Below are 26,130 nucleotides of genomic sequence, written 5' to 3' on the forward strand. Positions count from 1 at the left end.
ATGTATCCAGAATATTATAAGAACGTACTTGGATACGAATTTAGAATCAGTGATCGACAATAAAATGATTCATCTAAACAAAAAGTCCTCAGGAGCGGTTTTCTCCTGAGGTTTTCTTATGTTTTTAGAGTTTCACGTTTTTATCAGTACAGTTGTATCCGTAGGTAAAGATGAGTCTATCTGCTTTTAGTAAAAATTTTAACTAAGGGTAATTTATAAAGAATGTTAGAGTCGCAAAATATTTTCAGAAATCTACATGAAATCTTCACAGAATCCTAAACAAAAGCTAACCTTCCAGTGCTAAAACTAAGTATTAAATAAAATAATCAAAGAAAGGAAGAATCCTATGCGTAAAGTTCCACCGATTTTAAAGCCAATCGCTCTTTTGACCCTGTCAATCTTGATAGCGACGACTACAGGAATTTTAAATAATTCGAGTTATCGACAAGCAAAAGCGACGACACCATCCACATCGTCGACAGAATCAACGAATCGTACGACCGATTCTTCTCGTGATCTAAATAGCATTACCCATGAAACAAGTACGGTCGAAGAAATAACACCGACCGAAGAGTCGAAGGCGAACAATACTATTCAGGAAAGCTCGGCTGGAAACAATCAGGTTGAAAATACACAGCCGTCAACAGAAAGTAGTTCTGTTACACCTCAATCCTCAACGGAGGTATCACAAACGACGCCAACGCAGCAGCCAGCTGATGCTCCAATTGGTTCAGAAGCAGGTGGTAATCAATGACGATACTTTTAGATATCATTAATGGATTAAACAAGTTTTTAGGATTTTTGGATATTAGTCCAAAGTACTCGAACCGAGCGTACACGCTATTAAGTATCATTCCAACTGTATATATTTTACGGATTGTTTATGGATTGTGGCTTAATCAAAACTATCTGCAATTAGTACTTTATGGGTTAATTTTTATTGTTTTAGTGTATTTCTTTATTTTGAATTTCTTTTATTACTTCTTAGATAAAAATGTGAAGGGAGACATTACACAACTTTTTGTTAAATATCTTCCTGATGATGCCTTCAATATTCAAAATGAACAGCCTAGAAAAAAGAAGAAAGTTTTTGAACAGGCAAAAGAAATCCCAGTTGATTTCAATGAAGATTATCAACTAAAACTTGTTGAGAATATCCAGACACTGATTGATGGAAAAGAGATCACAACACGAGATCTTTCTAAAGAGGAAGGATTCTTAATCGAAGAAAATACACTGTATCCGTATTATTATGTTAAGCAAATCGATACAGGGATCTATCAGTTACAGATTGGTAGAAATTATCGCGAACTGGAAACGATTGGAACCATTCGACATGTCGAACCATTAAAACCGATTGGATTATTTATTGTCGGTGGAGATTTTGTTAAAGATGGCGTGCGATACCATGAACCTTATCGTTTAAAATTTTTAGTCAAAGTGGAAGAGGGCACAACACGAACTCGCCGTAGTAAAAAATAAATACCGTCTGATCAAAAGCAGCTTTCTAAATAGAATGGGCTTTGATCAGATCGGTATTTTTTTACTTCAAGACATCTCGAATATTTTCCACCATTTTTGTATAAGCGATAGGACCATTATACAACCAGCTTGATTCCCCATCAAATTCAAATAGTCGGTTGTTTTTGACAGCTGGAATATTGCTCCATAACGGATCTTTAAACATCGCAGCACCAGAATCACTATTTACTAAGAAAATATAATCCGCGTCAAGTTGTGATAGGCTCTCTAAAGAGACTTGTGAAAAGTCTGCCGTTGCTTTTTTACTGATATCTTTGGTCAGTTGAGGGATTTCGAATCCTAGTTCTTTGTAAAGGAGTTGCCCACTTGAACGATTGTCAGCCACCATGAAGGCTGAATTATTTGTTACCCATAAGACGGCAGCTGACTTGCCGTTGATTTGCTCTTTCAGGTCCTTTTTGGTTTGGTCAATGAGTTGATCATAGTCTTTTTCCACTTTTTTGGCTTGATCTTTTTTACCCAAAACATTCCCGATGTCTTCTAATTGCTCCCGCCAAGTGACGTTCCCACCATTTTTTACAACATAAGTTGGTGCAATCTTAGAATACTCTTTGTATTTTCCGCCCTCAAGTGAACCGTTTGCTCCAATTAATAACAGATCGGGTTCGAATTTCAATACGGCTTCATAGGGAAGGTCATAATTAATAGTAGGAACATCTTTTAGTTCGGTTTGCAAGTAGTTTTGTATTTTTCCCTCACCGACTGTCCATTGAGCAACCGGTTTTTCGTCTAGAGCCACTAAATAATCCTCTAAATAGGAGGCAATGATACGTTTCGGTTTATTAGGGATTTCCACTTTATGATCTTGCGCATCGGTCATCGTTCGCACGTCATTGTTTTTATCTTTACTCTCACTGCTTTGCCCACAAGCAGCTAAGCTGATTAAAGCCAGCAGAGAAAATGTACCTAAAATTATTTTTTTTAACATAAAAAAACTCCTTCGAAGTTAATTGAGAAATGTTCTCAATTGCTATTATTACTGAAAGGCATAAGGGTGTCAACCGTAATTTTTTCTAAATGACAGTTGACGCAGATAACAAATAAGCTCATAATTGAGAACGATTATCAGAGAAATGAGGAAAGTCTATGACAAAATTGAATACCACTGATCTTTCAATCGGGTATGATAAAAAAATTGTCGTAAACGATATTACCGTAGAAATCCCTAAAGGTCAGATCACTAGTTTGATTGGTCCAAATGGTAGTGGAAAATCGACTTTACTAAAAGCCTTAGCTCGAATTCTTGAGCCTGCCAAAGGTGAAGTTTTTATTGACGGTGAGAATATTCAACGTTTAGATACCAAAACAGTCGCACAAAAAATCGCTTCGTTATCACAGACCAGTACACAAATCAGTGGGCTGACCGTTGAAGAAATAGTTGCCTATGGTCGTTTCCCATACCAGAAAGGTTTTTCAGGCTTAAAAGAACAGGATCATCATTTGATTAATTGGGCGTTAGAGGCAACGAATTTACAAGAATTAAGAGATCGGACATTAATTACGTTATCCGGTGGACAGCAGCAGCGAGTTTGGATTGCTATGGCATTAGCTCAAGACACGGATATTTTAATTTTGGATGAACCCATTACTTTTTTAGATCCTGCTCATCAATTAGAAATATTGGAATTGTTGCAAGGAATCAATCGGCAGGGAAAAACAATCTTAATGACGATTCATGATTTGAATCATGCTTCACGTTTTTCTGATTATTTGCTAGGAATGAAAAATGGTGAATTAATTTTTCAAGGTACACCAAAGGAGATTTTTACTGCGGAAAAATTATTGAATCTTTTTGACATTCAAGCAACCTTTGCAACGATGCCAAATAGCGATAAACCGTTAGTTCTTGCTTATGATTTAGTAAAGGAGCACTAAAGATGGCAAAGCGAAAATTATTTTTTCCAATTGTTTTCCTGTTACTATTAATAGCCATGCTTTTTTCCCTGCGCTTTGGAGCGGTTACCAGCAAGTGGTCAGATGTCACTCAGGCTTTACTGCACTTTGATCCGAATAATCAGGGGGAACAATTGATTCGTTATCTGCGCTTACCGCGCATGTTAGGGGCTATTTCGGTTGGGGCGGCCTTTGCGATATCAGGGGCATTGATCCAAGGAATTACCTCCAATCCAATCGCTGACTCTGGGTTATTGGGAATCAATTCAGGAGCAGGTCTAGGTCTTGCCTTGGTTTTTGCCTTCAATACAAATCCTTCACCAACTATGGGTGTGCTGGGTTCATTTATTGGAGCCTCGGTCTCGCTGTTTTTGATTTATCTAGTTTCAACGAAAATCTCATTTGGATTATCTCCAGTCCGAATTATTTTATTGGGTGCTGCTTTGAGTTCTTTTTTTACGGCTATAAGCCAAAGTATCAGTTTGCTTTTTGATTTGAATCAAGATATGACCTTTTGGTTTGTAGGAGGAACGGCTAATCTTACGTGGGATCAATTGCAGGTGATCACTCCAGTAATTGTAGTGGGGGTTATTGGTGCATGTTTAATCAGCCCACAAATTACGTTACTGAGTTTAGGAGATGAAACAGCAATTTCGTTGGGGAAAAATCCCAGTCGGATTCGACAACTAAGCATGCTTTTTGTTTTACTGTTAGCAGGAAGTTCCGTGGCTTTAGTTGGAACAATCAGTTTTATTGGATTGATCGTTCCTCATGTCGTTCGTTTTTTTGTTGGACATGATTATCGTTTTGTCATTCCGGCATCTGGGTTATTTGGCGCCCTATTTTTTGTTGTAGCAGATATTGCTTCTCGTTTAATTGCACCCCCTTTAGAGACCCCCGCTGGAGTAATTGTTACGATTATTGGAGTGCCATTTTTACTTTTACAAATTAGGAAGGGAAGCTTATGAGGAAAAAAATTAGTTGGCTGATAGTGCTTCTCTTACTGATTACCGGGGTGATACTCAGTCTTACGGTAGGAACGATTCCATTAACAATATCCGAACTGTTGCAAGTTTTTCAACGAACTGCTACGACTGCACAACAATTAATTGTTTTTGATTTTAGATTTCCTCGAATGCTAGTGTCGATATTAGCAGGTATGGGGTTAGCGGTATCGGGTTATTTGTTTCAAACAATCACACACAATGATTTAGCCGACCCAGGAATTTTGGGAATTAATGCTGGTGCTGGTTTAACAGTTCTCATTTATTTAGGTTTTTTTGCATCAGGCGAAACCAGCTGGTTTTTACCGCTGATTGCTTGTGTCGGTAGTTTTACAGCGACAGGATTGGTTTATTATTTTGGGCGTCACTCAAAGCGTATCACTCCTAATCGATTGTTACTGGCAGGAGTCGCAGTAAATGCTGGTATTTCGGCCTTAACATTGATAGGTACGATGCGAGTATCTAAAGATAATTATCAATTCGTAACCGCATGGCTTGCGGGAACGATCTGGGGAACGACTTGGCAGCATGTTTTACTTTTGCTTCCTTGGATCATCTGTATAGTGCCTTTGCTATTATTAAAGGGACGTTCTTTGGAAGTTTTGGAGTTAGGAGATGAGATAGCCATTGTACTGGGAGTGAAATTGAAACGAACACAGTTGTTCTTTTTAATTTGTGCAGTTTGTTTAGCAGCTGTTAGTGTTTCGATTGCTGGCAGTATCAGTTTTATTGGATTAATCGCCTCTCATATTGCTCAACAGTCCGTTAAACGAAAAAATAATCAAACGTTGCTGATGACTGCTATGATCGGTGGTATTTTGTTACTATTTAGCGATATTTTGGCTAGGATTATTCTCCCGGATGGTGAAATGGCAGCGGGAATTATTGTGTCTTTGATTGGCGCTCCATATTTCATTTTAAAGCTTCTAAAAAAAAGTAATGAAAGATAAGGAGAGATTGGATGGTTTGGACTACGATATGGAGTCATGCACAACGAGGAATCGCTCAGCACAGTATAGCAGAAGGAGTGGTCCATCTAACGTTGAAGCAAATTGTCCCAGTTAAGAAAATTCGTTTGGTATTTGCAAATGAATATGGTCAGCAAACACAGCAGATTCAAAAGTTATCGGTAAAAACGGATAAATGTTGTCAGTTTATTTCTGACTTTTCACTTGCTCCAAATGAACTTTTCAAGACAAAACCTATCTTGATCGATTCTAATTCGAGAACATGGCGGCTCACTTTTCATATTACTTCAAGTGAAAGCGGCTTTGCCTACAATGATGCTGATATGTTGCCAAAACTTAGAAAAACAGATTTTTGTTCAGGATTACTAGCGATCGAAGCAGAGCTCGATGGGAAATGTATTATTGCCCTGGGAGATTCTTTAACTGAAGGCGCTACTTGGACGACACCATTGCAAAGAAAACTGCGGAAGCAAAATATTTATTTAGTTAATCAAGGGATAAATGGTAGTTGCTTATTGAAGCCAAGCAGTGATAACGCGAACACTGAGAAACAAAATCTTTTTTATGGTTTTGGTGGATTACGTCGATTGGAAGATTGTTTTCTTAGCCATAGCAATGTTAGCAAAGTTCTTTTATCTCTTGGCGTGAATGACTTAATCAACGGTGAACTTACACTGGAGACTTTCAAAACAGGAATCAGAGAAATGATTCATCTTTGCAACGTCAGTGGGGTAGAATACCAATTGTGTACATTAACACCGTGTTTGGGGTATCTTGGAATGAACCAAACAAAAGAGAACCTGCGTAAAGAAATAAATCAGTGGTTGCTCGATAATTATCGGCAAGTTTGGGATTTTTCTAAGATCGTGGAGGAAGCTTCTGGACATTTACATTCATTATTCGATAGCGGTGATCATTTGCACTTCAATGCAGTCGCTGGATTAGCTATCGCGCGTCAAATTTCTAGTGATTTTGTTAAAGGGGAGTAATCCTCTTTTTATTTTGGTTTGATTTTGTTAGTATTTCTAGATAAGAAGGTGAATGCATGGAAAAAGAAAAGCTTAGACAACGTGGGATTGCTCGTTTGCAAAAATTGGCGGATAGTGAAGAGCGAGTGGACCAAGTCGAACGCGTTCTTGACAAATTATTTCAAAGTAAAGTTTGGAAAGAAGCTGGCAGTATTGGTGTAACAATGTCGACCAAATTTGAGTTTCCAACTTCATCGGTGATCCAACGTGCTTTTGAGATGGGAAAAAAAGTCGCTGTCCCTAAGTCGTTGCCTAAAGGAGAGATGATTTTCCATTGGGTGGACACGAAAACGGTATTTTATACGACAAGATTTGGTGTAGCTGAGCCTGAAACTGAAGACATTGCGAGATCTAATGAGTTAGATTTATTGATTGTTCCAGGATTAGTGTTTAATCGTGCAGGGTATCGTGTTGGTTTTGGTGGTGGCTATTATGACCGCTATTTAGCAAATTATAATGGGAACACCTGCAGTCTGGTTTTTGTTGAACAATTAATAGAAGATTGGCAGGTAGAAGAGTTTGATCAACCGATTCAGCAACTATTTCTTCCAATGTAACTATGAAAAAAACGAGAAATGAGAGAGGTAGATATATGAGAAAAGATAAACCTTATGTAATGTATACTTTTTTTGCAATCAATACAATTGTATTCTTAATGCAATATTTACTCCCGGGACTATCGATCGAGAATCAATTAGGAATGTTTGCACCATCAATCATTTGGCAGCACCAATATTGGCGCTTCATCACGCCAATGTTTATCCATTTTGGGTTGATGCATTTTGCATTGAATGGTGTGGTCCTGTATTATATGGGACAACAATGTGAAGCTATTTTTGGTCATTGGCGTTTTGCAATAATTTATTTATTGAGTGGGGTCATGGGAAATTTTGCAAGTTTTGCATTCAATCAGCCTACGACATTATCCGGCGGGGCAAGTACAGCAATTTTTGGTTTGTTCGGTGCCTTTTTAGTAGTCGGCTTACATTATCGCGATAATGGAGCGATTCAAGCTTTGACACGCCAATTTGCTCTTTTCATTTTGATGAATCTTGCTTTTGGTCTGTTTGATTCAACGATTGATATCTGGGGACACTTAGGCGGTATAATCGGTGGAGCATTATCTGGTTGGGCGTTAGCTGTTCCATATTCACAGGATCGCTTTTCAACTCGTGGAAGGGCTACGTCTATTTTATTTTTTATTTTTGCGGTTGTCATTTTTGTGTTTTTTGGATTAAGAAAATTTAGTATGTATCAATAAATGGCGGACGAATGTAGTTCGCTTTTTTTGTATGGCTACTATAGCGAATATTTTATTACGAATTGAAGAGCAGCTTTTATACATGACTTATTGCTAAGACTATCTACAAGTTTAGTGGAATACTCGTGATTGATTTGCGACTATTAAGAGAATGCTATAAAATGTATGGTGGACTAGATGACTTATTAAAAAAATAAGCTAGGAAATAGAAATAAGGCTATAAAAAAAGCTCTTTTTTCTGTATAATACTAGGGATGTGTTTGGATGGAAAGTTTATACGATGTACAGCAGTTGCTAAAACAATTCGGCATTTATGTTTACGTAGGAAAAAGAATTTACGATATTGAATTGATGCAGATCGAATTGAAAAATTTATATGAGAGTCGTTTAGTGGATCGTGACACTTATTTGCAGGGTTGGAACATTTTAAAACGAGAACATCACATTGAAGAAAGTCGAGAAGGTGACTAGAGTGGATAAAAAATTATTAGGTATTGACTTAGGTGGAACAACAGTAAAATTTGCTATTTTGACTGAAGCTGGTGAGATTCAGCAAAAATGGAGTATCGAAACTAATATTTTAGATGATGGTTCACATATCGTGCCAGATATCATTGATTCTATTAATCATCATTTATCATTATATGGTATGACACCAGAACAATTTATCGGGATTGGCATGGGAACTCCTGGCAGTGTCGATATCGAGGCTGGAACAGTAATTGGCGCCTATAATTTGAACTGGACGACGTTGCAACAGGTCAAAAGTGCGATCGAAAAGGGAACGAACATCAAATTCAGCATTGATAACGATGCTAATGTCGCTGCTTTAGGTGAGCGCTGGAAGGGTGCTGGTGACAATGAACCAGATGTGGTATTTATGACACTAGGAACTGGCGTTGGTGGCGGCATCGTGATGAACGGTCAGCTGCTTCATGGAATTGCTGGCTGTGCTGGTGAAATCGGACATGTTACCGTTGATCCTAATGGTTTTGAATGTACATGCGGTAAGCGTGGCTGCTTAGAAACAGTTGCTAGTGCGACGGGTGTTGTACGCGTTGCTCGTCAATTGGCTGAGGAATATGCAGGCGGCTCACAATTAAAAGCGCGTTTGGATAACGGCGAAGATATCACAAGTAAAGATGTTTTTGAATTGGCCGAAAAAGAAAATGATGATCTTGCTTTAATGGTGGTTGATAAAGTAACTTTCTATTTAGGGTTGGCTTGTGGAAATCTTGGGAACACATTGAATCCTTCGACTATTGTCATTGGTGGCGGTGTTTCTGCTGCAGGTGAGTTTCTACGCAGTCGCATTGAGAACTATTTTAAAGAGTTCACATTCCCACAAGTACGAGAAAGTACCACAATTAAACTAGCAGAATTAGGAAATGAAGCTGGTGTTATCGGCGCGGCTTCGTTAGCAAAATAGAGAAAAAGGTAAGAGGGGAATCAAGGTATGTCAATTTGGTGGAAGATAAATATTGTATTAATTTCGGTGATCGTTCTATTTGGTCTGTATGAATTGTATGTTCGAATCATGATGAGACGCTCTGCTAAAATCATTTCACAAGAAGAATTTCAAGCTGGGATGCGGAAAGCTCAAGTCATAGATGTTCGCGAACGCGATGAGTTCAACTCAAAACACATTTTGGGAGCCCGTAGTTTTCCATTTAGTATGCTGAAAGAAACATTCAGTTCTTTACGAAAAGATCAACCGATTTATATCTATGATCAAAATAAGGCAGTCAGCGCTCGTGCGGCTAACCTGCTTCGTAAAAAGGGCTACAAAGATCTATATATCCTAAAAGGCGGCATGCAGGATTGGACTGGGAAAGTTAAACAGAAAAAGAATGATTAATAGAAAAACGGCTGGATAGATATCTGGTCGTTTTTTCGTGGGAATGATTTATTGACAGGTTTGTATATTCGGATTATGAACAATGACTAGTTATTTAGGAAGATTAGTAATTTGGAAGTCCTTCATTATGAAAATTGACTGAAAATAGAATTACCCTTATGATGAAAGCTGGAACTTTTTACGCTGTCTGCTAAAATCAAAACGCCATTGGGTCACATAAAAATATAAAACAGAAGAAACAAGCTTACAGTTAGACAGTTTAAACAAATTAATTTATCGCAATAAATTTAGAAGTAGTTAGGAGAAATATATGAGTATCAAATTAGTTGCCATTGATTTGGACGGCACATTATTAAACGATCATCATGAAATTAATCAGCCTGTAGTTGACGCTATCAAGACAGCGCGCGAAGCGGGTGTCTATGTAGTTTTATCCACTGGGCGGCCATTATCAGGAACAAGAGCGCAATTAGATGTTTTGGGACTAAACAATATAGATGATTATATTATTACTTATAACGGTGCTTTAGTTCTGAATACAAATACTTGGGATATCGTAGCTGAACATGGCTTGACTCGAGAAAATTATTTGGAGATTGATCATTTAGCACGCTTGCTGAACGTTCACTTACATTTAGCAGATAAGAAGGAGATGTACACATCTAATCGTGACATTAGCCCTTACACGATTTTAGAATCTTATTTGGTAAATATGCCTTTACATTATCGAACACCGGAAGAAATTGCTGCAGAAAATGTATTGCCGATTAAAATGATGATGATTGACGATCCCGAAGTTTTAAACGTAGCTTTCAAAAAAATCCCAGCTGATTACTTCGAAAGATATACACTTGTTCGCAGTACGCCATATTTTCTTGAAGTATTAAATCCTAATGCTAGCAAGGGGATAGCGCTGAAAGAGTTGAGTGAACATTTGGGAATCAAACAATCTGAAGTGATGGCCATTGGTGATGCAGAAAATGATCTTTCAATGATTGAATTTGCTGGAACTGGAATAGCGATGGGTAATGCTAGTGAGGCAATCAAAGCAGCTGCAGATTATACTGTTGCAACCAATCTAGAAGACGGTGTAAAAGAAGCTTTTGATCGCTGGGTGTTAAAATAGTTCTACGAGCTTTTGATGAAATATTCGTCAGAAGCTTTTTTTTATTGCTTATTCCTCAAATTTTCTCTACTCTTAAAGAAATGAATGAAAAAATGGGGAATATGTATGAAAAAAATTGCAGTTATTGGAGCAGGCCCATATGGATTGATTGCTTTGGATCGCTTAATCAAACAAGCTCCTCAAAATGAAAGGATTGAACTTTTACTTTTTGATCCAGATGGACCGGGTGGTAATATTTGGCGTAAGAATCAAAGCGACCAGGTCATCATGAATACTGTTATGCAACATGTGACTCTATTTTCTGAAGATGAAGGACCAAATTTAGCAGAATGGAATCAAACAGAAGCATTAAAGTATTTAACTGATTTTGATCTAAAAAAAACGTTTCTCTCAGAGACAAAATTAGGTGAAAACGATTATTGTCAGCGCCGCTATTACGGTGTCTATCAATGCTGGTTTTTCGATGAATTAAAAAAAGGATTGCCAGAAAACATCACTGTCAGATTAATTAAAGAAAAAGTAGTAGATCTGACTATGGAAGAAAATAAGATAGTGCTTGAGGCTTCCCACATCTATCAAGTGAGCGATGTGATTTTAGCAACAGGACATTCACAAAACTACATGAGTGATGAAGAAGCAAAGAATCAAAACTATGCAAAAGAGAATAATCTTTTCTATCAAGGACCAGGAAATCCTTCTGATACTCGGTTAGATCATTTAGTAGAAGGCGATGTGGTTCTTCGTGGATTGGGATTGAGCTTTTTTGATTATATTGCGTTGTTCGTTTCTAAATGGGGTGGACACTTCATCGAAAAAAAAGATTGCTTGGAGTATAAAGCTTCTGGCAGGGAGCAGCATTTGATAGTTGGCTCAGGCAGAGGATTGCCTTATCATGCTCGACCTAATAATCAGAAGAAAGCCGGAGAGGACGCGCAGCCACAGATTTTGACTCAGTCCTTTATGGAGCGATTTTCTGGCAGTGCACAAGATTTGTTTGATTTATTAAAAAAGGAAGCTGAGCTAGTTTTCTATCAAAAGAAATTGGCTGAGTCCGAAGTAGCTTTAGATAATTTTTTAGAAGAATATCGTGATGGCGATCGAGAAACAGTTTTGCAAAAATACCAAATTTCTGCTGAAGACCGTTTAGATTGGGAGACGCTTTTTGATCCCGCAAAAAATGTTTTACCAAGAGAGTTTCCTGAATTTATTCAAAACTATTTAAAAAAAGATATTAACGAGGCAGAATTAGGAAATCTGACTGGTGCTTTGGCTGCAGCAATCGATACCTATAAAGAAATTCAGGAACCCTTTAACTATATGTTGGATCACAATAAATTTTCGCCAAAGGAATACTTTGAAGATTTTTTTGGTAGCTTCAATCGCAACTATAGTTTTCTGACGATTGGCGCACCAGTGATTCGACAAAAGCAGTTGTTAGCCTTGGTCAAGGCTGGATTTATTGAGTTTCTTGCACCTGAAATGACTATCGAAAGAAAAGATGGTACCTTCTTAGCTTTTAGCAAAAAGGCACCCGAACAGTCATATAGCTGTAAAAACTTAATTGAAGCTCGTTTGTCGGCAACTAGTTTCGAACGTACAACGAATTCCTTGTTGATTCAGATGCGTAAAAAAGGTTATATAACTCCACATCAAGTAGAAATTGAAGGGGAAGAATATCCTACTGGAGCATTGCAAGTCAGTCGTAAAACACATCAGGTGATTGACCAAGAGGGAAATATTTTATCGAACATATTCTGCTATGGGATTCCACTTGAGGGCTTGGATTGGTTAAATGCTGCTTCACCACGTCCGAAAAGTGAGGATAGGGTATTTTATTTAGCAAATCAAATTGTCAATGCACTTTATCAATAAAAAAAGAAAGCCGCGGCTTTCTTTTTTTATCGTGCAATACGTTTTCTACGAGCTTTTTTACGATTTTCATCGATTTTTGATTCTTTTTCTTCAATTGGGTCGATGACTTTCTTTTTCACGCCCATTACTACACCAGCAACTACTGCTGCAGCAGCTAAAGTACCAGTAACGAATCCTGAAGCAAATTTACGCATCGTTTCATCACTCCTTCTCTTTATATCTTCATTATGAAGCAAAAACGAAAAAATAGAAAGTTTAACGAATGGAAAATTCACTTGCTTTTATTTAGTAAACAAACTATAATTTGTTTACTAAATAAAATGGAAAAGACGGGAGTCGATTAAATGGCAATTTTAGTTCTAGGCGGAGCAGGATATATTGGATCACATACGGTTGATAAATTAATTTCACAAGATTACGATGTCGTCGTAATCGATAATTTGTTGACAGGTCATCGTGAAGCCGTACATCCAGAAGCGAAATTTTATGAAGGAGATTGTCGTGATAAAGTGTTTATGCGGGATGTCTTCAAGAAAGAATCGATCGAGGGAGTTGTGCATTTTGCGGCCAGCTCATTAGTTGGTGAATCGGTTGAAAAACCGTTAAAGTATTTCAACAATAATGTTGTTGGAATGGAAAGCCTATTAGAAGTCATGGAAGAGTTTGACGTGAAGAACATTGTCTTTTCTTCAACTGCTGCCACATATGGTGAGCCTGGAGTTTCACCAATCACGGAAGAGGTTCAAACAAATCCAACCAATCCATATGGTGAAAGTAAATTAATGATGGAAAAAATGATGAAGTGGTGCGATAACGCGTATGGTATGCGCTATGTTGCGTTGCGATATTTTAATGTTGCGGGCGCAAAAGCAGATGCTAGTATTGGAGAGGATCATGATCCAGAAACTCATCTAGTACCTATTATTTTACAAGTAGCGTTGGGGCAAAGAGATCATTTAACGATTTTCGGTGATGACTATGATACACCAGATGGCACATGCATTCGTGATTACGTTCAAGTAGAGGATTTAGCTGCTGCGCATATCCTTGCTCTAGAGTATTTAAAAGCTGGAAATCCAAGTAATTTCTTCAATCTTGGTTCAAACAATGGGTACTCAGTCAAAGAAATGCTGGATGCGGCACGTGAAGTTACTGGAAAAGAAATCGCTGCAAAAATTGGTCCGCGCCGCGCTGGTGACCCAAGCCGTTTGGTAGCCTCCAGTGATAAAGTGAAAGCGACGTTAGGCTGGGAACCAGAGTATACGGATATTAAGACAATTATCAAAACAGCGTGGAACTGGCACGTAAGCCATCCGCATGGATATGAGGATTAGGAGGAAGTAGCGTGTCAATCAGTCAAACGGTAAAAGATTTTATTACTTTAGCTATTCAATCAGGCGGTTGGATGGAGATGGATCGCTTATATTTAGAAAATCGAGTTATCGCGATGATTGGGGAGAACTCCTTATCAAAAGCCGAAAATCGCATGGTATCAGAAAGTGCAGTTGATTTAGTCGACCAACTTTTAACTCAAGCAGAAAAGAATCAAGTAATCACGGGATTACAGGCTGAAAAAGATATATTGGAAGCTCAATTGATGGATTTGATGACTCCACCACCCTCTGTTGTAAATGCTTATTTCGCTCAATACTATTCAAAGGATCCTGTCCAAGCGACAGATTATTTCTTCAAGTTAAGTAAAAATAATGATTATATTAAAACCCGTGAGATTGCTCGTAACATTATTTTCCCCGCTGAAACAGAATATGGCGAATTGGAAATTACGATTAATCTTTCAAAACCTGAAAAAGATCCAAAACAAATTGCTGCGGAAAGACAAATGAAAAAAGTTGATTATCCGGAATGTATGCTGTGTATGGAAAACGAAGGATACAAAGGACGAATGAATTATCCAGCACGGACCAATCATCGGATTATTCGAATGAATCTTGAGGGTGAAAGCTGGGGCTTCCAATATTCACCGTACGCTTATTACAATGAGCACTGTATTATTTTATCGGAAGAACATCGCCCAATGAAGATTACAAAGGCAACGTTTCGACGTTTGTTAAAAATCATAGAAGTGTTGCCGCATTATTTCGTTGGCTCAAATGCTGATTTGCCAATTGTTGGTGGTTCTATTCTTTCTCATGATCATTATCAAGGCGGACGACATACTTTTCCGATGGCTTTGGCCGAGATTGAACGAAATTTTGAACTGAAAGATTATCCAAATGTAAAAGCCGGTATCGTTAAGTGGCCGATGTCTGTGATTCGTTTACAAGGAAAAAATCAAGAAGATTTGATTGAAGCATCGCAATTAATTTTTGAAAAATGGCAAAATTATTCGGACGAGGCATTGCAAATCGTAGCCAAAACTGCAGATGGCACACCTCATCATACAATTACGCCAATTGCTCGCCGAAAAGACGATTTATTTGAAATGGACTTAGTTTTACGAGATAACAATGTCTCTGAAGAGTTTCCTGACGGTATTTTTCACCCTCATCCAGATGTTCAACATATTAAGAAAGAAAATATCGGGCTGATCGAAGTGATGGGACTGGCTGTTTTACCTCCACGATTGGAACCAGAATTAAAAGAAGTTGAAAAATACTTATTAGCTGAAAAAAATGATATTGCTGATTATCACCTAGAATGGGCAGAACAATTAAAAGCCAATGTTCATATTACACAAGAAAATGTAACTCACGTTGTCCAAAAAGCAGTAGGAGCAGTTTTTGCTCGCGTTTTGGAAGATGCAGGAGTTTTTAAACGGGATGTCGAAGGGCAAGAAGGATTTACACGCTTTATTAAAACTTTGTAGAAAGGGGCAGCGATGGCAACTATTCGAGATATTGCAAAATTAGCAGGTGTTTCACCTGCCACAGTTTCTCGTGTGCTGAATTACGATCAAGAATTATCCGTCGCCCAAGAAACAAAGCAGCGTATTTTTGAAGTGGCGGAGGAATTGAATTACACGAAACATAAGCGCGCTAACAAAGCCGTGAAGTCTGTGATCCGTCTTGTGCAATGGTACAACGAAGCGGAGGAATTAGCGGATTTATATTATTTATCAATTCGATTAGGGATTGAGAAAAAAGCTGAAGAGTTAAACATCCAAATTCGTCGAGAAGCCCTAAATGATTTGTCAGATATTCAAGTCAGCGGGACGATCGCATTAGGTAAATTCGATTCTGAGCAGATTCGGCAGTTAACAAGAATCGATGATAACTTATTATTTGTTGATTTTGACGGGATGAATATGGGCTTAAACTCAATAGTCGTGGATTTTGATCAAAGTCTGAATTTGGTGATTGACTACTTTATTCAACAGGGGCATCAAAAAATTGGGATACTTTCTGGCAAAGAGACAACCAAGCATAACTTGCAGCCAATCGAAGATCCACGATTGCATGCATTTAAAACGAAGCTAGAACAAATCAATCTCTATCAACCGGAGTTCACCTTGACTGCTGCTTTTTCAATGGAAGCCGGAAAAATAGCGATGACAAAGTTTCTATTGGAAACAAAAGAGTACCCAGATGCGTTGTTCGCTTCTAGTGACGCATTGGCCGTTGGAGCAATGCAAGCGATTCAAGAAGCAGGATTGAAAATTCCTGAAGACATTTCTGTGATTGGTTTCAATGACGTCAGTGTGGCGAAATATGTATCTCCATCTTTATCAACTGTTAAAGTTGAAACTGAATGGATGGGTGAACTAGCTGTCTCAACAATCTTGGAGTTAGCAAAAGAATTTTCTCCGGTACCACGAAAAATTACGTTGGGAACTAAACTGATTCAACGAGATTCTACAAAATAATTTCCAATAATTGTAAAATTTTCATGGAAAAAAATTCAAATGGAAACCGAATGGTCATTTCCCTATCCAATATGATAGTGGATGATTGTTCGGCTTCTTTTCTGTCAGTTTAAGGAAAGCAGAAATCTTTGAACAGTTAGTAGGAAAGCAAATATAGTTTGTGTTAAAATATTGCTATCTTAAATGCGAGGAAATGAACTCTTATGAAATTATTAGCGATGGATACATCCAACCAAACATTAGCTGTGGCAGTTTTAGAGAATGAGAAGCTGTTAGCTCACTTTCAATTAAATCGGAAAATGAATCACAGTTTAACCTTAATGCCAACGATCGAATCGGTGATGCAGGCAAGCGGATTAGAGCCTGCTGATTTGGATCGGATTGTCGTAGCCAAGGGTCCAGGATCATATACAGGTATCCGAATCGCAGTAACGACCGCAAAAACTTTAGCAGAAACACTGAAAATAGAGTTGACCACAGTTTCTAGTTTGGCGGTGATCGCCGGAAATGTACATACAGATAAATTGATTATTCCAATGATGGATGCTCGTCGTAACAATGTTTACGCGAGTGCATATCGCTGGAAAGATCATAAACTAGTTAATATTTTAGCTGATCAGCATATCGCGTTAATCGATTTGTTGAAGCAGATTAAAGAACCAGCATATTTTGTTGGTGAGGCCTATAAATTTAATGAGCAAATTATATCTGCGATACCAACTGCGGAAGTTTCAGAAGCAGATGAGTTGAACTTGCCTAACGGTATTGTTTTAGGAAATCTAGGTTTTCTTGCGCAACCTATTGAAAATGTTCATGGATTGTTACCAGAATATTTGAAGCGAGTGGAGGCAGAAGAAAAATGGTTGGAGAATCATCAGCCAGAGGACGAAAACTATGTTGAAAAAATTTAGCGGGTTAGTAAGAACGATCCTTTATGGGAAACAATACCCTTTCAATGCTAAAAGCGTGATTTTAGGTGATGAAGAATTTTTATTGAGAGAAATCATTGACCAAGATATCAAAGAATTGATTGCTCTAGAGCGTGATGTTTATTTTGGTGAAACCCCTTGGACTAAAAGTGCATTTCTTTCAGAAATTCATTCGCCAATCCCTCATTTATATATCTGCATGGTAACGAGACAATCAACTATTGCCGGGTTTGTTGGTAGTCGTTTGATTGGTAACGATACCCACATTACCAATATAGCAGTAGCAACTGCGTTTCAAAATCGTGGGATTGGTAAGCTATTGATTGACGAAGTCGAAAATTTCGCTATAATGAACGATTGTGAAACACTCTCTTTAGAAGTACGTCTCAGTAATACCGATGCCCAACGTTTGTATCGGCGATTAGGATTTTCTGCACGGAATATTAGAAAAAATTATTATACTGAGAATAACGAGGATGCTTTGGATATGATCAAACGTTTGGAAGTGGAATAGTTGGAAGAGTTAGCAAGAAGGTTTTGGGAGATCAGCCAAGCTGCGTATGCTTTTGATTCTCCGTGGACAATTAGTCAATTTATCAGCGATATGGGGCAACCTCATAGCCATTATTTCTCAGAAGAAGCAGAGATTATCGCTTTTCTGGGATTTCATCAAGTATGTGATGAAATCGAAATTACGAATATCGCTTCTGAAATAAAAGGTCAAGGACATGGCAAAAAACTAATGAAACGCTTGATTCGTTACGCAGAGTCACAGAAAATAGCGAGTATTTTTCTAGAAGTACGTGCTTCGAATCAAGAGGCGCGTTTTTTTTATGAGAAGTTCGGCTTTCAAGAAATTGGAATTCGAAAAAAATATTATCAGCACCCTCAAGAAGATGCGGTACTGATGTCTTTGAAAGTAGGAAATGCAGATGAATGAAAAAGAACTTATTTTGGCAATCGAAAGCAGCTGTGATGAAACGAGTGTGGCGGTAATCGAAAATGGCGAAAAAATTCTATCCAATATTGTTGCTTCGCAAATTAAAAGTCACAAACGTTTTGGCGGGGTAGTTCCAGAAGTGGCTAGCCGCCATCACGTGGAACAAATTACTATTTGTATGGAAGAAGCATTGATTGAAGCAAGTGTAACAGCAAAAGATCTCAGTGCTGTAGCAGTTACCTATGGACCAGGGCTTGTGGGAGCTCTATTGATTGGCTTGAGTGCAGCCAAAGCTTTTGCATGGGCGAATGGACTTCCATTATTACCAATCAACCATATGGCAGGACATATTTATGCAGCGCGTCTAGTTGAACCATTAGAGTTTCCCTTGATGGCTTTATTAGTTAGTGGTGGACATACTGAATTGGTTTATATGGAAAAAGATGGTTCCTTTGAGATTATCGGTGAAACTCGTGATGATGCAGCTGGTGAAGCCTATGATAAAGTTGGGCGTGTATTGGGATTGAGCTATCCCAGTGGTAAAGAAATCGATGAATTGGCACACCAAGGAGAAGATACGTATGATTTTCCTCGTGCCATGATCAAAGAAGATAATTTTGATTTTAGTTTTAGTGGTTTGAAGAGTGCTTTTATAAACTTGACTCATAACGCTGAACAACGCGGAGAAAAATTAGATAAGAAAAATTTAGCAGCAAGCTTTCAAGCAAGTGTCATTGAGGTTTTAGTGACAAAGACAATTAAAGCGTGCAAAACGTATCCAGTTAAACAATTAATCGTTGCTGGTGGTGTTGCGGCTAATAAAGGTCTACGGGAGAAGATATCTCTTGCGATTAATGAAGAGCTACCTAATATGAAACTAATCGTGCCGCCACTACGCTTATGCGGTGATAATGCAGCAATGATTGGAGCCGCGGCTCATATTGAGTTGCAAAAACATCATTTTGCAGAAATGAACTTAAATGCTAATCCAAGTTTAGCATTCCAACACATCTAGCGCCTTGCTATAATGAGGCCAAGGAGGCGATTAGATGAAAAAATCTTGGCAAGAGTAATTTTCAATTGATATTCAGCCAACCGTGGAACAGATGAAGGAGTATGTAACTGATACTTATTTTGAAAAATTAATGGATTATTTGACAGTAGAATATCAGCCTAAATTTTCCATCGAATATTCGAAGGAGAAAGTCCGATTCGGCGGGTGGCATGTAAAAGCGAAAAAGTACGGCGGTAATATAGGCACGATTTATTTTCTAGATGACAACGCTAAAATGATGGTTGTTGTATCTGATCTCTATCAGGAAGAATTAGCAGAGAACATTGCTTCAATGTCACAATCAGTTCAGCAAACGTTTAAAGAGGACAAACCAGTTATGGGCGGTCACTGGTTTGTTGTTGAGCTTACTTCCGAGCAAGCATTTACTGATCTTAAATATCTAATTACATTGCGTATTCGAAAATTGCAAAAAAAGTAAGCAGCTGGTTTTCAGCTGCTTTTTTCTGTGGGTAAATGAGTTTAAAAACATGTTGATCTTATAGTGGTTTATGATATGGCTTTGTGCTACCAGAGTATTCTGGTACGTTCCGTAGTTCTCTTTACTGATTATGAAGAATACTCTTTTTTAATTTCACTGGATGAAAAAAAGTAGCACTTTTTTATGATAAATATTTTATCTTGATTGTGAAACAATGTGTAAAGATTTATACTGTTTTTGCAAGTGAACAGCAAAGGGATGGGAGATGAAAATGATGAATTTACGACGGACTTGACTTTGATCAAAAATAGAACTTAGAGTTTCTAAGGAAGTAGATTCATATTTTATGAATACCATTCGTTATTAATGTGAAGTTTGTCACTTGTTCAAAATGAAATCGCTTAAACAACGGATTGTTTACATCCTAAGAAGCTCAAATTGAAAGATCGGTGATCTTTGTTAAATAATTTGAAATGGAGTGATTGGGTGTTATTAGCAATATCGTTTCTTATTGTGTTAGGTTCATTGTATGGATTGATTTATCTAAAGAAATTAAAATGGTCATTTTCTAAACGTGTCGTCATTGCTTTGGCTATTGGGATTATTTTGGGGTTGATTTTCAATCAAATCTTATCAAAGACGGATGGTGTGGTACTTGCTGATTGGATCGGAATTATTGGCAGTGTGTATGTAAAGCTTCTTCAAATGATTGCGGTACCTTTGATTTTTGTTTGTGTTTTGTTGGCGTTTACTAAAATTAAAATCAAAACCAATGTATTAAAGGTCGGTATGTCAATTATTGGGACTTTGATTGTTACGGCTGGAATTGCTGGTATAGTAGGGATTGTGACTGGATATTTTTCAAATATTGATGGAACATCTTTTAATATTTCACAAACCGCACTGCACTCGGCAAACGAGATTCAAAAGAGTTATGTTTCTGGTGGCGAGCAAACACTAACTATGCCGCAAAAAATCATTGCGATCTTTCCGTCAAACCCGTTTTTTGATTTGACTGGACAACGAGCAAGTGCAACCTTAGGTGTTGTAATTTTTGCGTTCTTCTTAGGAATTGCCTACTTAAAAATCAAGGATAAAAAGGTTAAGGAAGCCCAATTGTTTAAAGATTTTCTCGACAGCGCTTATGAGATTATCATGTCTGTTGTTCGTCTATTTATATCTTATGCACCTTATGCTGTATTAACAATCATGATCGCAACAATTGTAAATAATGATGTTTCAGCAGTGTTGAAGTTGGCAAAATTCTTTGCTGTTTCCTATATTGGGATGTTGGTGATGTTCTTGATTCAGCTTTTGATTTTAACGATTTGCGGATTGCCTCCAATACGCTATTTAGCAAAAGCTTTTCCTGTTCTTTCCTTTGCTTTTATTACAGCTTCTAGTGCAGGATCAATGCCTATGAATATTGAAATGCAGGATGAACTAAATATTCCTCGTGGCGTGTCAAGTCTAGCTGCTTCATTTGCAACATCGATGGGAATGAATGGTTGTGCCGGTGTATATCCTGGAATCATTATTGCAATTGTTGCCATGACTCAAGGGATCAATCCGCTATCACCGCAATTCCTACTGTACGCTGGTTTCATTATCGCAATGACTTCTTTTGGGATAGCAGGAACAGGTGGTGGAGGTACAGTTGCCACGATTATTTCTTTATCTGCGTTAGGCTTACCTGTTGGACTAGTGGGTGTTTTTATTGCAGTGGAACCACTGATTGATATGGGACGTACAGCCATTAATTTGAATGGTGGAGTCGTTGCAAGTGCTGTCACCTGTAAACTGAATCGGATCAAATTAACTCAAGCAAAATAAATAAATGGCTTCCTTGAAAATTTTCAAGGAGGCTTTTTTATATAAATATTTCAGAATAGAGGTTGATACTTTCATTTTATTCAGTTATTATGAATAAAAATGAAATATTATTGGAAGTAACGAATGAATATTCAAAAATGGAGGCGTTATAATGACGAGTATCTTTCAAGGGAAAAGTTTTTTAAAAGAAATGGATTTTACTAAAGAGGAGTTGCTTTATTTAATCGATTTTGCAGCGCACCTAAAAGAATTAAAGAAACAAAATATTCCGCATAAATATTTAGCTGGAAAAAATATTGCTTTACTTTTTGAGAAGACCTCTACGCGTACGCGGGCGGCTTTCACAACGGCAGCGATTGATTTAGGTGCACATCCTGAATATTTAGGAAAGAATGATATTCAATTGGGCAAAAAAGAGTCCGTAGAGGATACAGCAAAAGTTTTAGGCAGTATGTTTGACGGTATTGAATATCGAGGATTCTCACAAACAGCAGTTGAAGCTTTGGCAGAACATTCTGGCGTACCTGTTTGGAATGGCCTAACTGATGCGTGGCACCCGACTCAAATGTTGGCAGATTTTTTAACGATCAAAGAACATTTCGGAAAGTTAGAGGGGCTAACTTTAGCCTATGTCGGTGATGGACGGAACAATGTGGCAAATTCACTTCTGATTACCAGTGCCATTTTGGGTGTAAGTATTTCAATCGTAACTCCGGAAAAATTATTCCCAGAACAAGATTTGATTACGATCGCTGAAAAATACGCTGAAGAATCTGGGGCGGAAATTTTGGTGACAGCGGACATTAACCAGGGAGTAGCGCAGGCCGATATTATTTATACCGACGTCTGGGTATCAATGGGAGAAGAAGCTAATTTCAAAGAGCGAATTGATTTACTGTTACCTTATCAGGTCAATCAGACACTAATGGAAAAAACACAGAAAGCGGAAACGATTTTCTTACACTGCTTACCAGCATTTCATGATCTTGAAACAAAAGTTGCCGAAGAAATCAAAGAAAAATATAATTTAACTGAAATGGAAGTTACAGATGAAGTTTTTCGTGCCGAAAATGCCTTACAATTCCAACAAGCAGAAAATCGTATGCATACAATTAAAGCGGTGATGGCAGCAACATTAGGAAATTTGTTCATTCCGAAAGCATAAAATATTTTTCTTGACTAGTCAGATGAAGTTTTTTCTGTTAATATAAGTGCCAGATAATTATTTCATCGATGAAAAAGAGAAGTCTATGGCAGTTTTGCAGCGAGTTCGGGTAGGTGAAAGCCGGATAAACAAAAATAGAGGGCGCACTTTTGAGATGAATCGGCAGCTACCGTTATAGCCTAAGCTGGTCATTTATGACAATAAGAGTGGTACCGCGGGAATTCTCGTCTCTGATGTATTTATACATCAGAGGCTTTTTTTGTTTTATTTTGACTCTTCAGTTTCTCGGCAAAGCATCGAGGACTGATCACTTTTTTGTCTTTAGAAAAGTATTTATAAGGAGGAATTTGGATGAATAATAAAGATATTGTTGCACAAGCTGTTTTTGAAGCAGTCAAGGAAAATCTGACTTTGCCAGAAGTTGAACGTTTACTAGAAAATCCTAAATCAGTTGATCATGGGGATGTGGCTTTTCCTACTTTTGCTTTGGCAAAAGTTTTTCGTAAAGCGCCACAACAAATTGCCGCAGAATTAGCTGAACAAATCAATCCAGAAGCGTTTGAAAAAATTGAAGTGATTGGGCCGTATTTAAACTTTTTTATGAAAAAAGAAGTTATTTCAAGTATGGTCTTAAAACAAATTTCGAAGGAAGAAAATCACTTTGGTGACAGTAATATTGGAAATGAAGGCAATGTAACGATTGATATGTCGTCACCGAATATTGCAAAACCTATTTCGATGGGGCATTTACGCTCGACCGTTATTGGGAATTCTATCAGCTTGATTCTAAGCAAAATTGGTTATAATCCAATCAAAATCAATCACCTAGGAGACTGGGGAACCCAATTCGGGAAACTGATTGTTGCTTATAAAAAATGGGGATCAGAAGAGAAGGTTAAAGCTGAACCAATCAATGAATTACTACGTCTATATGTAGAATTTCATGAAAAAGCCGAAGATGAACCGGAGTTGAACGATGAAGCGCGAGCTTGGTTCAAAAAACTGGAAGAAAATGATCAAGAGGCTTTGGACTTATGGAAGTGGTTCCGTAGTGAATCATTAAAAGAGTTCAATAAAATTTACGGTATGCTGGAAGTAGAATTTGATTCCTATAATGGCGAAGCTTTTTATAATGATAAGATGGATGAAGTTGTCACAATGTTGGAAGAAAAGCATTTATTACAAACCAACGAGGGAGCCGAAATCGTCGATCTTGAAAAATACGATTTGAATCCTGCACTGATTAAAAAATCTGATGGAGCAACCTTATACATTACACGTGATCTAGCAGCGGCACTTTATCGCAAGCGTGAATATAATTTTGTTAAGTCACTATATGTTGTTGGAAATGAACAAAGTGGACACTTTAAGCAATTGAAGGCTGTTTTGAAGGAAATGGATTTTGATTGGTCGGATGAGATGATTCATATTCCATTTGGTTTGATTACAAAAGATGGGAAGAAATTGTCTACTCGTAAGGGAAAAATCGTTTTATTAGAAGAAGTTCTAAATGAAGCAAAAGATTCCGCATTTGCACAAATCCAAGAAAAAAATCCTGACCTGCCAAACAAAGAGGAAGTGGCTCATCAGGTGGGCGTTGGTGCAGTAGTCTTTCATGATTTGAAGAATGATCGTTTGAATAACTTCGATTTTAGTTTAGAAGAAGTAGTGCGCTTTGAAGGAGAAACAGGCCCATACGTTCAATATACTCATGCACGTGCTATGACTGTTTTGGAAAAAGGAAATTTTGCTGTTGATCCAGAGGCAGTTTATGCTTTAAACGATCCTGATAGTTGGGAAATCATCAAGTTGTTGCAAAGTTATCCAGAAGTAGTGATGCAAGCGGCTAACCAATACGAACCATCAGTGATTGCAAAGCATTCGATCAAACTAGCTCAAGCGTTCAATAAATACTATGCTCACACGAAAATCTTAGTTGAAGATGAACAAAAAGAGGCTCGCTTGGCATTGGTTCATGCTGTAACAATAATCTTGAAAGAGGATCTACGTTTGCTAGGAGTTCACGCACCTAACAAAATGTAATACTTAAAATAATTGGCAAAAGAAGTTGTGAGGATAGCCTTGCAACTTCTTTTTTGAATTTCAACCTTTTTTGCTGAAATAACACGACTTGTGATATACTTTGACAAAACAAAAAGGTGTCAAGACACTCAGAAAGGCGCGTCAAATGAAAAAAATTATTTTAGGGTTAGGTTGTCTCGGAATAGTAGGATTATTGGCAGCTTGCGGTCAAGGTCAAGCTGAAAAGGAGTCGGAAAAGGAAAATCCTGATCAGAAGATAGCATTGATTTTAGGTTTTGGTGGTGTGGATGATCGTTCTTTTAATCAGGCTGGCTGGGAAGGACTTGAAAAATGGGGAAAAGAAAATAATCTAAAAGAAAAGAAGGATTTCACTTATCTTGAAACAAACGATCCACAGGAAAACAGTACGAACATTAGTCAGGCAGTTGAAAATGGATTTACTACAATTATCAGTTTGAGTTATTTACAAGCGGATGCGCTTAAGGAAGCTGCCGAACAAAATCCAAAGCTAAATTTTGCATTGATTGATGGTGAGATTTCTAGTGAAAAGAACGTTGTTTCGGCCACTTTTAAGGACCAGGAGAGTGCCTATTTAGCTGGATTAGCAGCTGCTTATAGCACTAAGAAGAATCATGTTGGCTTTATTGGGGGAATGGAAGGGCCAGTAATACAACGGTTTCAGAGTGGCTTTGAGGCTGGGGTCAAAGCCGGATCAAAGGATCTAGGAAAAGAAATTTCAATTAACGTACAATATGCAGCCTCTTATGACGCTCCAGATAGAGGGAAAGCCATCGCTGCTTCTATGTATAAAGAAGGTGCAGATATTATATATCAAGCTGCAGGAAGCACCGGAGCTGGCGTTTTTCAAGAAGCGAAAGCTCGAAATGAAAACGACAAAACTCAGAAAGTTTGGGTCATTGGGGTAGATAGAGATCAAACAGATGAGGGCGATTACCATATGGCTGAAGATAAAATTGGAAATTTCACTTTAACTTCAACTAAAAAAAATGTTGGAGCTGCAGTTAGAGAAATTGCAGCAGCCTCATATGACAAAGATTTTCCTGGCGGTGAGCATTTAGAGTTTGGCTTAAAAGAAGGCGGAGTAAATCTAACCAAAGGGCAGTTGTCTGAAGAAGTCTATCAGGCTGTAACAACGGCAAAAAAACAAATTATAGAAGGAAAAATAAAAGTACCTGAAAATTAGTAAAACGCGCTCCTAAATTAAGGAGCGCGTCAGACTGTAGACAAAGTCCATTTTATGGATGCTGTCTACAGTCTTTTCTTTTATAATAGATTTATGAAATCGGATACAGGGAGTGATAGTTATGATGTCTAAAAACAATACGAACGGT

General features: G+C 37.8%; 27 protein-coding genes. 25 read left to right on the forward strand and 2 right to left on the reverse strand.

Features of this window, described 5'->3' with window-relative positions:
• The first annotated feature begins 346 nt into the window (after window positions 1–346).
• The gene (locus tag KQI58_RS20030) at window positions 347–754 is read left to right on the forward strand and encodes a hypothetical protein (protein WP_216410736.1); all 408 of its coding nucleotides are present in this window, start codon (window positions 347–349) and stop codon (window positions 752–754) included.
• Entirely contained in the window at window positions 751–1,482 is a 732-nt protein-coding gene (locus tag KQI58_RS20035; protein WP_216410737.1) for a DUF6681 family protein, read from the forward strand. Before KQI58_RS20030 ends, KQI58_RS20035 begins: the two co-directional genes overlap by 4 nt.
• A 61-nt stretch (window positions 1,483–1,543) precedes the next feature.
• Here KQI58_RS20035 and KQI58_RS20040 read toward each other — a convergent pair whose 3' ends face one another.
• The gene (locus tag KQI58_RS20040; RefSeq protein ID WP_216410738.1) at window positions 1,544–2,470 is read right to left on the reverse strand and encodes an ABC transporter substrate-binding protein; all 927 of its coding nucleotides are present in this window, start codon (window positions 2,468–2,470) and stop codon (window positions 1,544–1,546) included.
• A gap of 158 nt (window positions 2,471–2,628) precedes the next feature.
• Between KQI58_RS20040 and KQI58_RS20045 the strand changes: the two genes are divergently transcribed.
• The 11 genes from KQI58_RS20045 (at window position 2,629) to KQI58_RS20095 (ending at window position 12,552) form a co-directional block, all read left to right on the forward strand.
• Window positions 2,629–3,417 (forward strand): ABC transporter ATP-binding protein, encoded by a 789-nt coding sequence (locus KQI58_RS20045; protein WP_216410739.1) that lies wholly within the window; start codon window positions 2,629–2,631, stop codon window positions 3,415–3,417.
• A 2-nt stretch (window positions 3,418–3,419) separates the two neighbouring features.
• A complete protein-coding gene (locus KQI58_RS20050) occupies window positions 3,420–4,403 on the forward strand; it encodes a FecCD family ABC transporter permease (protein WP_216410740.1) in 984 nt (327 codons plus the stop codon).
• On the forward strand, window positions 4,400–5,389 hold the full coding sequence (locus tag KQI58_RS20055) for a FecCD family ABC transporter permease (RefSeq protein ID WP_216410741.1): 990 nt from the start codon (window positions 4,400–4,402) through the stop codon (window positions 5,387–5,389). The genes KQI58_RS20050 and KQI58_RS20055 overlap by 4 nt, the downstream gene beginning before the upstream one ends.
• A gap of 11 nt (window positions 5,390–5,400) precedes the next feature.
• Window positions 5,401–6,396 (forward strand): GDSL-type esterase/lipase family protein, encoded by a 996-nt coding sequence (locus KQI58_RS20060; protein ID WP_216410742.1) that lies wholly within the window; start codon window positions 5,401–5,403, stop codon window positions 6,394–6,396.
• A gap of 56 nt (window positions 6,397–6,452) precedes the next feature.
• Window positions 6,453–6,992 (forward strand): 5-formyltetrahydrofolate cyclo-ligase, encoded by a 540-nt coding sequence (locus KQI58_RS20065; protein WP_216410743.1) that lies wholly within the window; start codon window positions 6,453–6,455, stop codon window positions 6,990–6,992.
• Window positions 6,993–7,027: 35 nt separating this feature from the next.
• Window positions 7,028–7,696 (forward strand): rhomboid family intramembrane serine protease, encoded by a 669-nt coding sequence (locus tag KQI58_RS20070; RefSeq protein ID WP_216410744.1) that lies wholly within the window; start codon window positions 7,028–7,030, stop codon window positions 7,694–7,696.
• 264 nt (window positions 7,697–7,960) lie between these two features.
• Window positions 7,961–8,167: a YqgQ family protein gene (locus KQI58_RS20075; RefSeq protein WP_216410745.1), complete on the forward strand. Its 207-nt coding sequence runs from the start codon at window positions 7,961–7,963 to the stop codon at window positions 8,165–8,167.
• Between the two features lies 1 nt (window position 8,168).
• Complete coding sequence (locus KQI58_RS20080; RefSeq protein ID WP_216410746.1) at window positions 8,169–9,125, forward strand: ROK family glucokinase; 957 nt, start codon at window positions 8,169–8,171, stop codon at window positions 9,123–9,125.
• A 27-nt stretch (window positions 9,126–9,152) separates the two neighbouring features.
• The gene (locus tag KQI58_RS20085; RefSeq protein ID WP_216410747.1) at window positions 9,153–9,554 is read left to right on the forward strand and encodes a rhodanese-like domain-containing protein; all 402 of its coding nucleotides are present in this window, start codon (window positions 9,153–9,155) and stop codon (window positions 9,552–9,554) included.
• Between the two features lie 310 nt (window positions 9,555–9,864).
• Complete coding sequence (gene yidA / locus KQI58_RS20090) at window positions 9,865–10,680, forward strand: sugar-phosphatase (protein WP_216410748.1); 816 nt, start codon at window positions 9,865–9,867, stop codon at window positions 10,678–10,680.
• 105 nt (window positions 10,681–10,785) lie between these two features.
• The gene (locus tag KQI58_RS20095; protein ID WP_216410749.1) at window positions 10,786–12,552 is read left to right on the forward strand and encodes an FAD/NAD(P)-binding protein; all 1,767 of its coding nucleotides are present in this window, start codon (window positions 10,786–10,788) and stop codon (window positions 12,550–12,552) included.
• Window positions 12,553–12,578: 26 nt separating this feature from the next.
• Here KQI58_RS20095 and KQI58_RS20100 read toward each other — a convergent pair whose 3' ends face one another.
• Entirely contained in the window at window positions 12,579–12,746 is a 168-nt protein-coding gene (locus KQI58_RS20100; protein WP_102872638.1) for a DUF3042 family protein, read from the reverse strand.
• A 150-nt stretch (window positions 12,747–12,896) separates the two neighbouring features.
• Here KQI58_RS20100 and galE point away from each other — a divergent pair, with 150 nt between their 5' ends.
• From galE to KQI58_RS20160, 12 genes are all read left to right on the forward strand, one after another.
• Window positions 12,897–13,886 (forward strand): UDP-glucose 4-epimerase GalE, encoded by a 990-nt coding sequence (gene galE / locus KQI58_RS20105; protein WP_216410750.1) that lies wholly within the window; start codon window positions 12,897–12,899, stop codon window positions 13,884–13,886.
• An 11-nt stretch (window positions 13,887–13,897) separates the two neighbouring features.
• Window positions 13,898–15,379: a UDP-glucose--hexose-1-phosphate uridylyltransferase gene (gene galT / locus KQI58_RS20110; RefSeq protein ID WP_216410751.1), complete on the forward strand. Its 1,482-nt coding sequence runs from the start codon at window positions 13,898–13,900 to the stop codon at window positions 15,377–15,379.
• Window positions 15,380–15,391: 12 nt separating this feature from the next.
• A complete protein-coding gene (locus KQI58_RS20115) occupies window positions 15,392–16,375 on the forward strand; it encodes a LacI family DNA-binding transcriptional regulator (protein ID WP_216410752.1) in 984 nt (327 codons plus the stop codon).
• A gap of 203 nt (window positions 16,376–16,578) precedes the next feature.
• Entirely contained in the window at window positions 16,579–17,286 is a 708-nt protein-coding gene (gene tsaB, locus KQI58_RS20120; protein WP_216410753.1) for a tRNA (adenosine(37)-N6)-threonylcarbamoyltransferase complex dimerization subunit type 1 TsaB, read from the forward strand.
• Window positions 17,270–17,818, forward strand: coding sequence for a ribosomal protein S18-alanine N-acetyltransferase (rimI, locus tag KQI58_RS20125; protein WP_216410754.1), 549 nt, complete (start codon window positions 17,270–17,272; stop codon window positions 17,816–17,818). Before tsaB ends, rimI (KQI58_RS20125) begins: the two co-directional genes overlap by 17 nt.
• Window positions 17,819–18,244, forward strand: a complete 426-nt coding sequence (gene rimI / locus KQI58_RS20130; protein ID WP_216410755.1) for a ribosomal protein S18-alanine N-acetyltransferase — start codon at window positions 17,819–17,821, stop codon at window positions 18,242–18,244.
• Window positions 18,237–19,259 carry a tRNA (adenosine(37)-N6)-threonylcarbamoyltransferase complex transferase subunit TsaD gene (tsaD, locus tag KQI58_RS20135; protein ID WP_216410756.1) on the forward strand — a complete coding sequence of 341 codons (1,023 nt, stop codon included), beginning with the start codon at window positions 18,237–18,239 and terminating at the stop codon, window positions 19,257–19,259. The genes rimI (KQI58_RS20130) and tsaD overlap by 8 nt, the downstream gene beginning before the upstream one ends.
• Window positions 19,260–19,341: 82 nt before the next feature.
• Entirely contained in the window at window positions 19,342–19,737 is a 396-nt protein-coding gene (locus KQI58_RS20140) for a DUF3788 family protein (protein WP_367397958.1), read from the forward strand.
• A 486-nt stretch (window positions 19,738–20,223) separates the two neighbouring features.
• Window positions 20,224–21,570 (forward strand): cation:dicarboxylate symporter family transporter, encoded by a 1,347-nt coding sequence (locus KQI58_RS20145; RefSeq protein WP_216410757.1) that lies wholly within the window; start codon window positions 20,224–20,226, stop codon window positions 21,568–21,570.
• A gap of 151 nt (window positions 21,571–21,721) precedes the next feature.
• Window positions 21,722–22,735, forward strand: coding sequence for an ornithine carbamoyltransferase (gene argF, locus KQI58_RS20150; protein WP_216410758.1), 1,014 nt, complete (start codon window positions 21,722–21,724; stop codon window positions 22,733–22,735).
• Between the two features lie 351 nt (window positions 22,736–23,086).
• The gene (gene argS / locus KQI58_RS20155) at window positions 23,087–24,778 is read left to right on the forward strand and encodes an arginine--tRNA ligase (RefSeq protein ID WP_216410759.1); all 1,692 of its coding nucleotides are present in this window, start codon (window positions 23,087–23,089) and stop codon (window positions 24,776–24,778) included.
• A 145-nt stretch (window positions 24,779–24,923) separates the two neighbouring features.
• Window positions 24,924–25,982: a BMP family lipoprotein gene (locus KQI58_RS20160; RefSeq protein WP_216410760.1), complete on the forward strand. Its 1,059-nt coding sequence runs from the start codon at window positions 24,924–24,926 to the stop codon at window positions 25,980–25,982.
• Window positions 25,983–26,130: the final 148 nt, after the last annotated feature.

The sequence above is a fragment of the Enterococcus raffinosus genome (assembly GCF_018917525.1).
Taxonomy (GTDB): Bacteria; Bacillota; Bacilli; order Lactobacillales; family Enterococcaceae; genus Enterococcus_A; species Enterococcus_A raffinosus_A.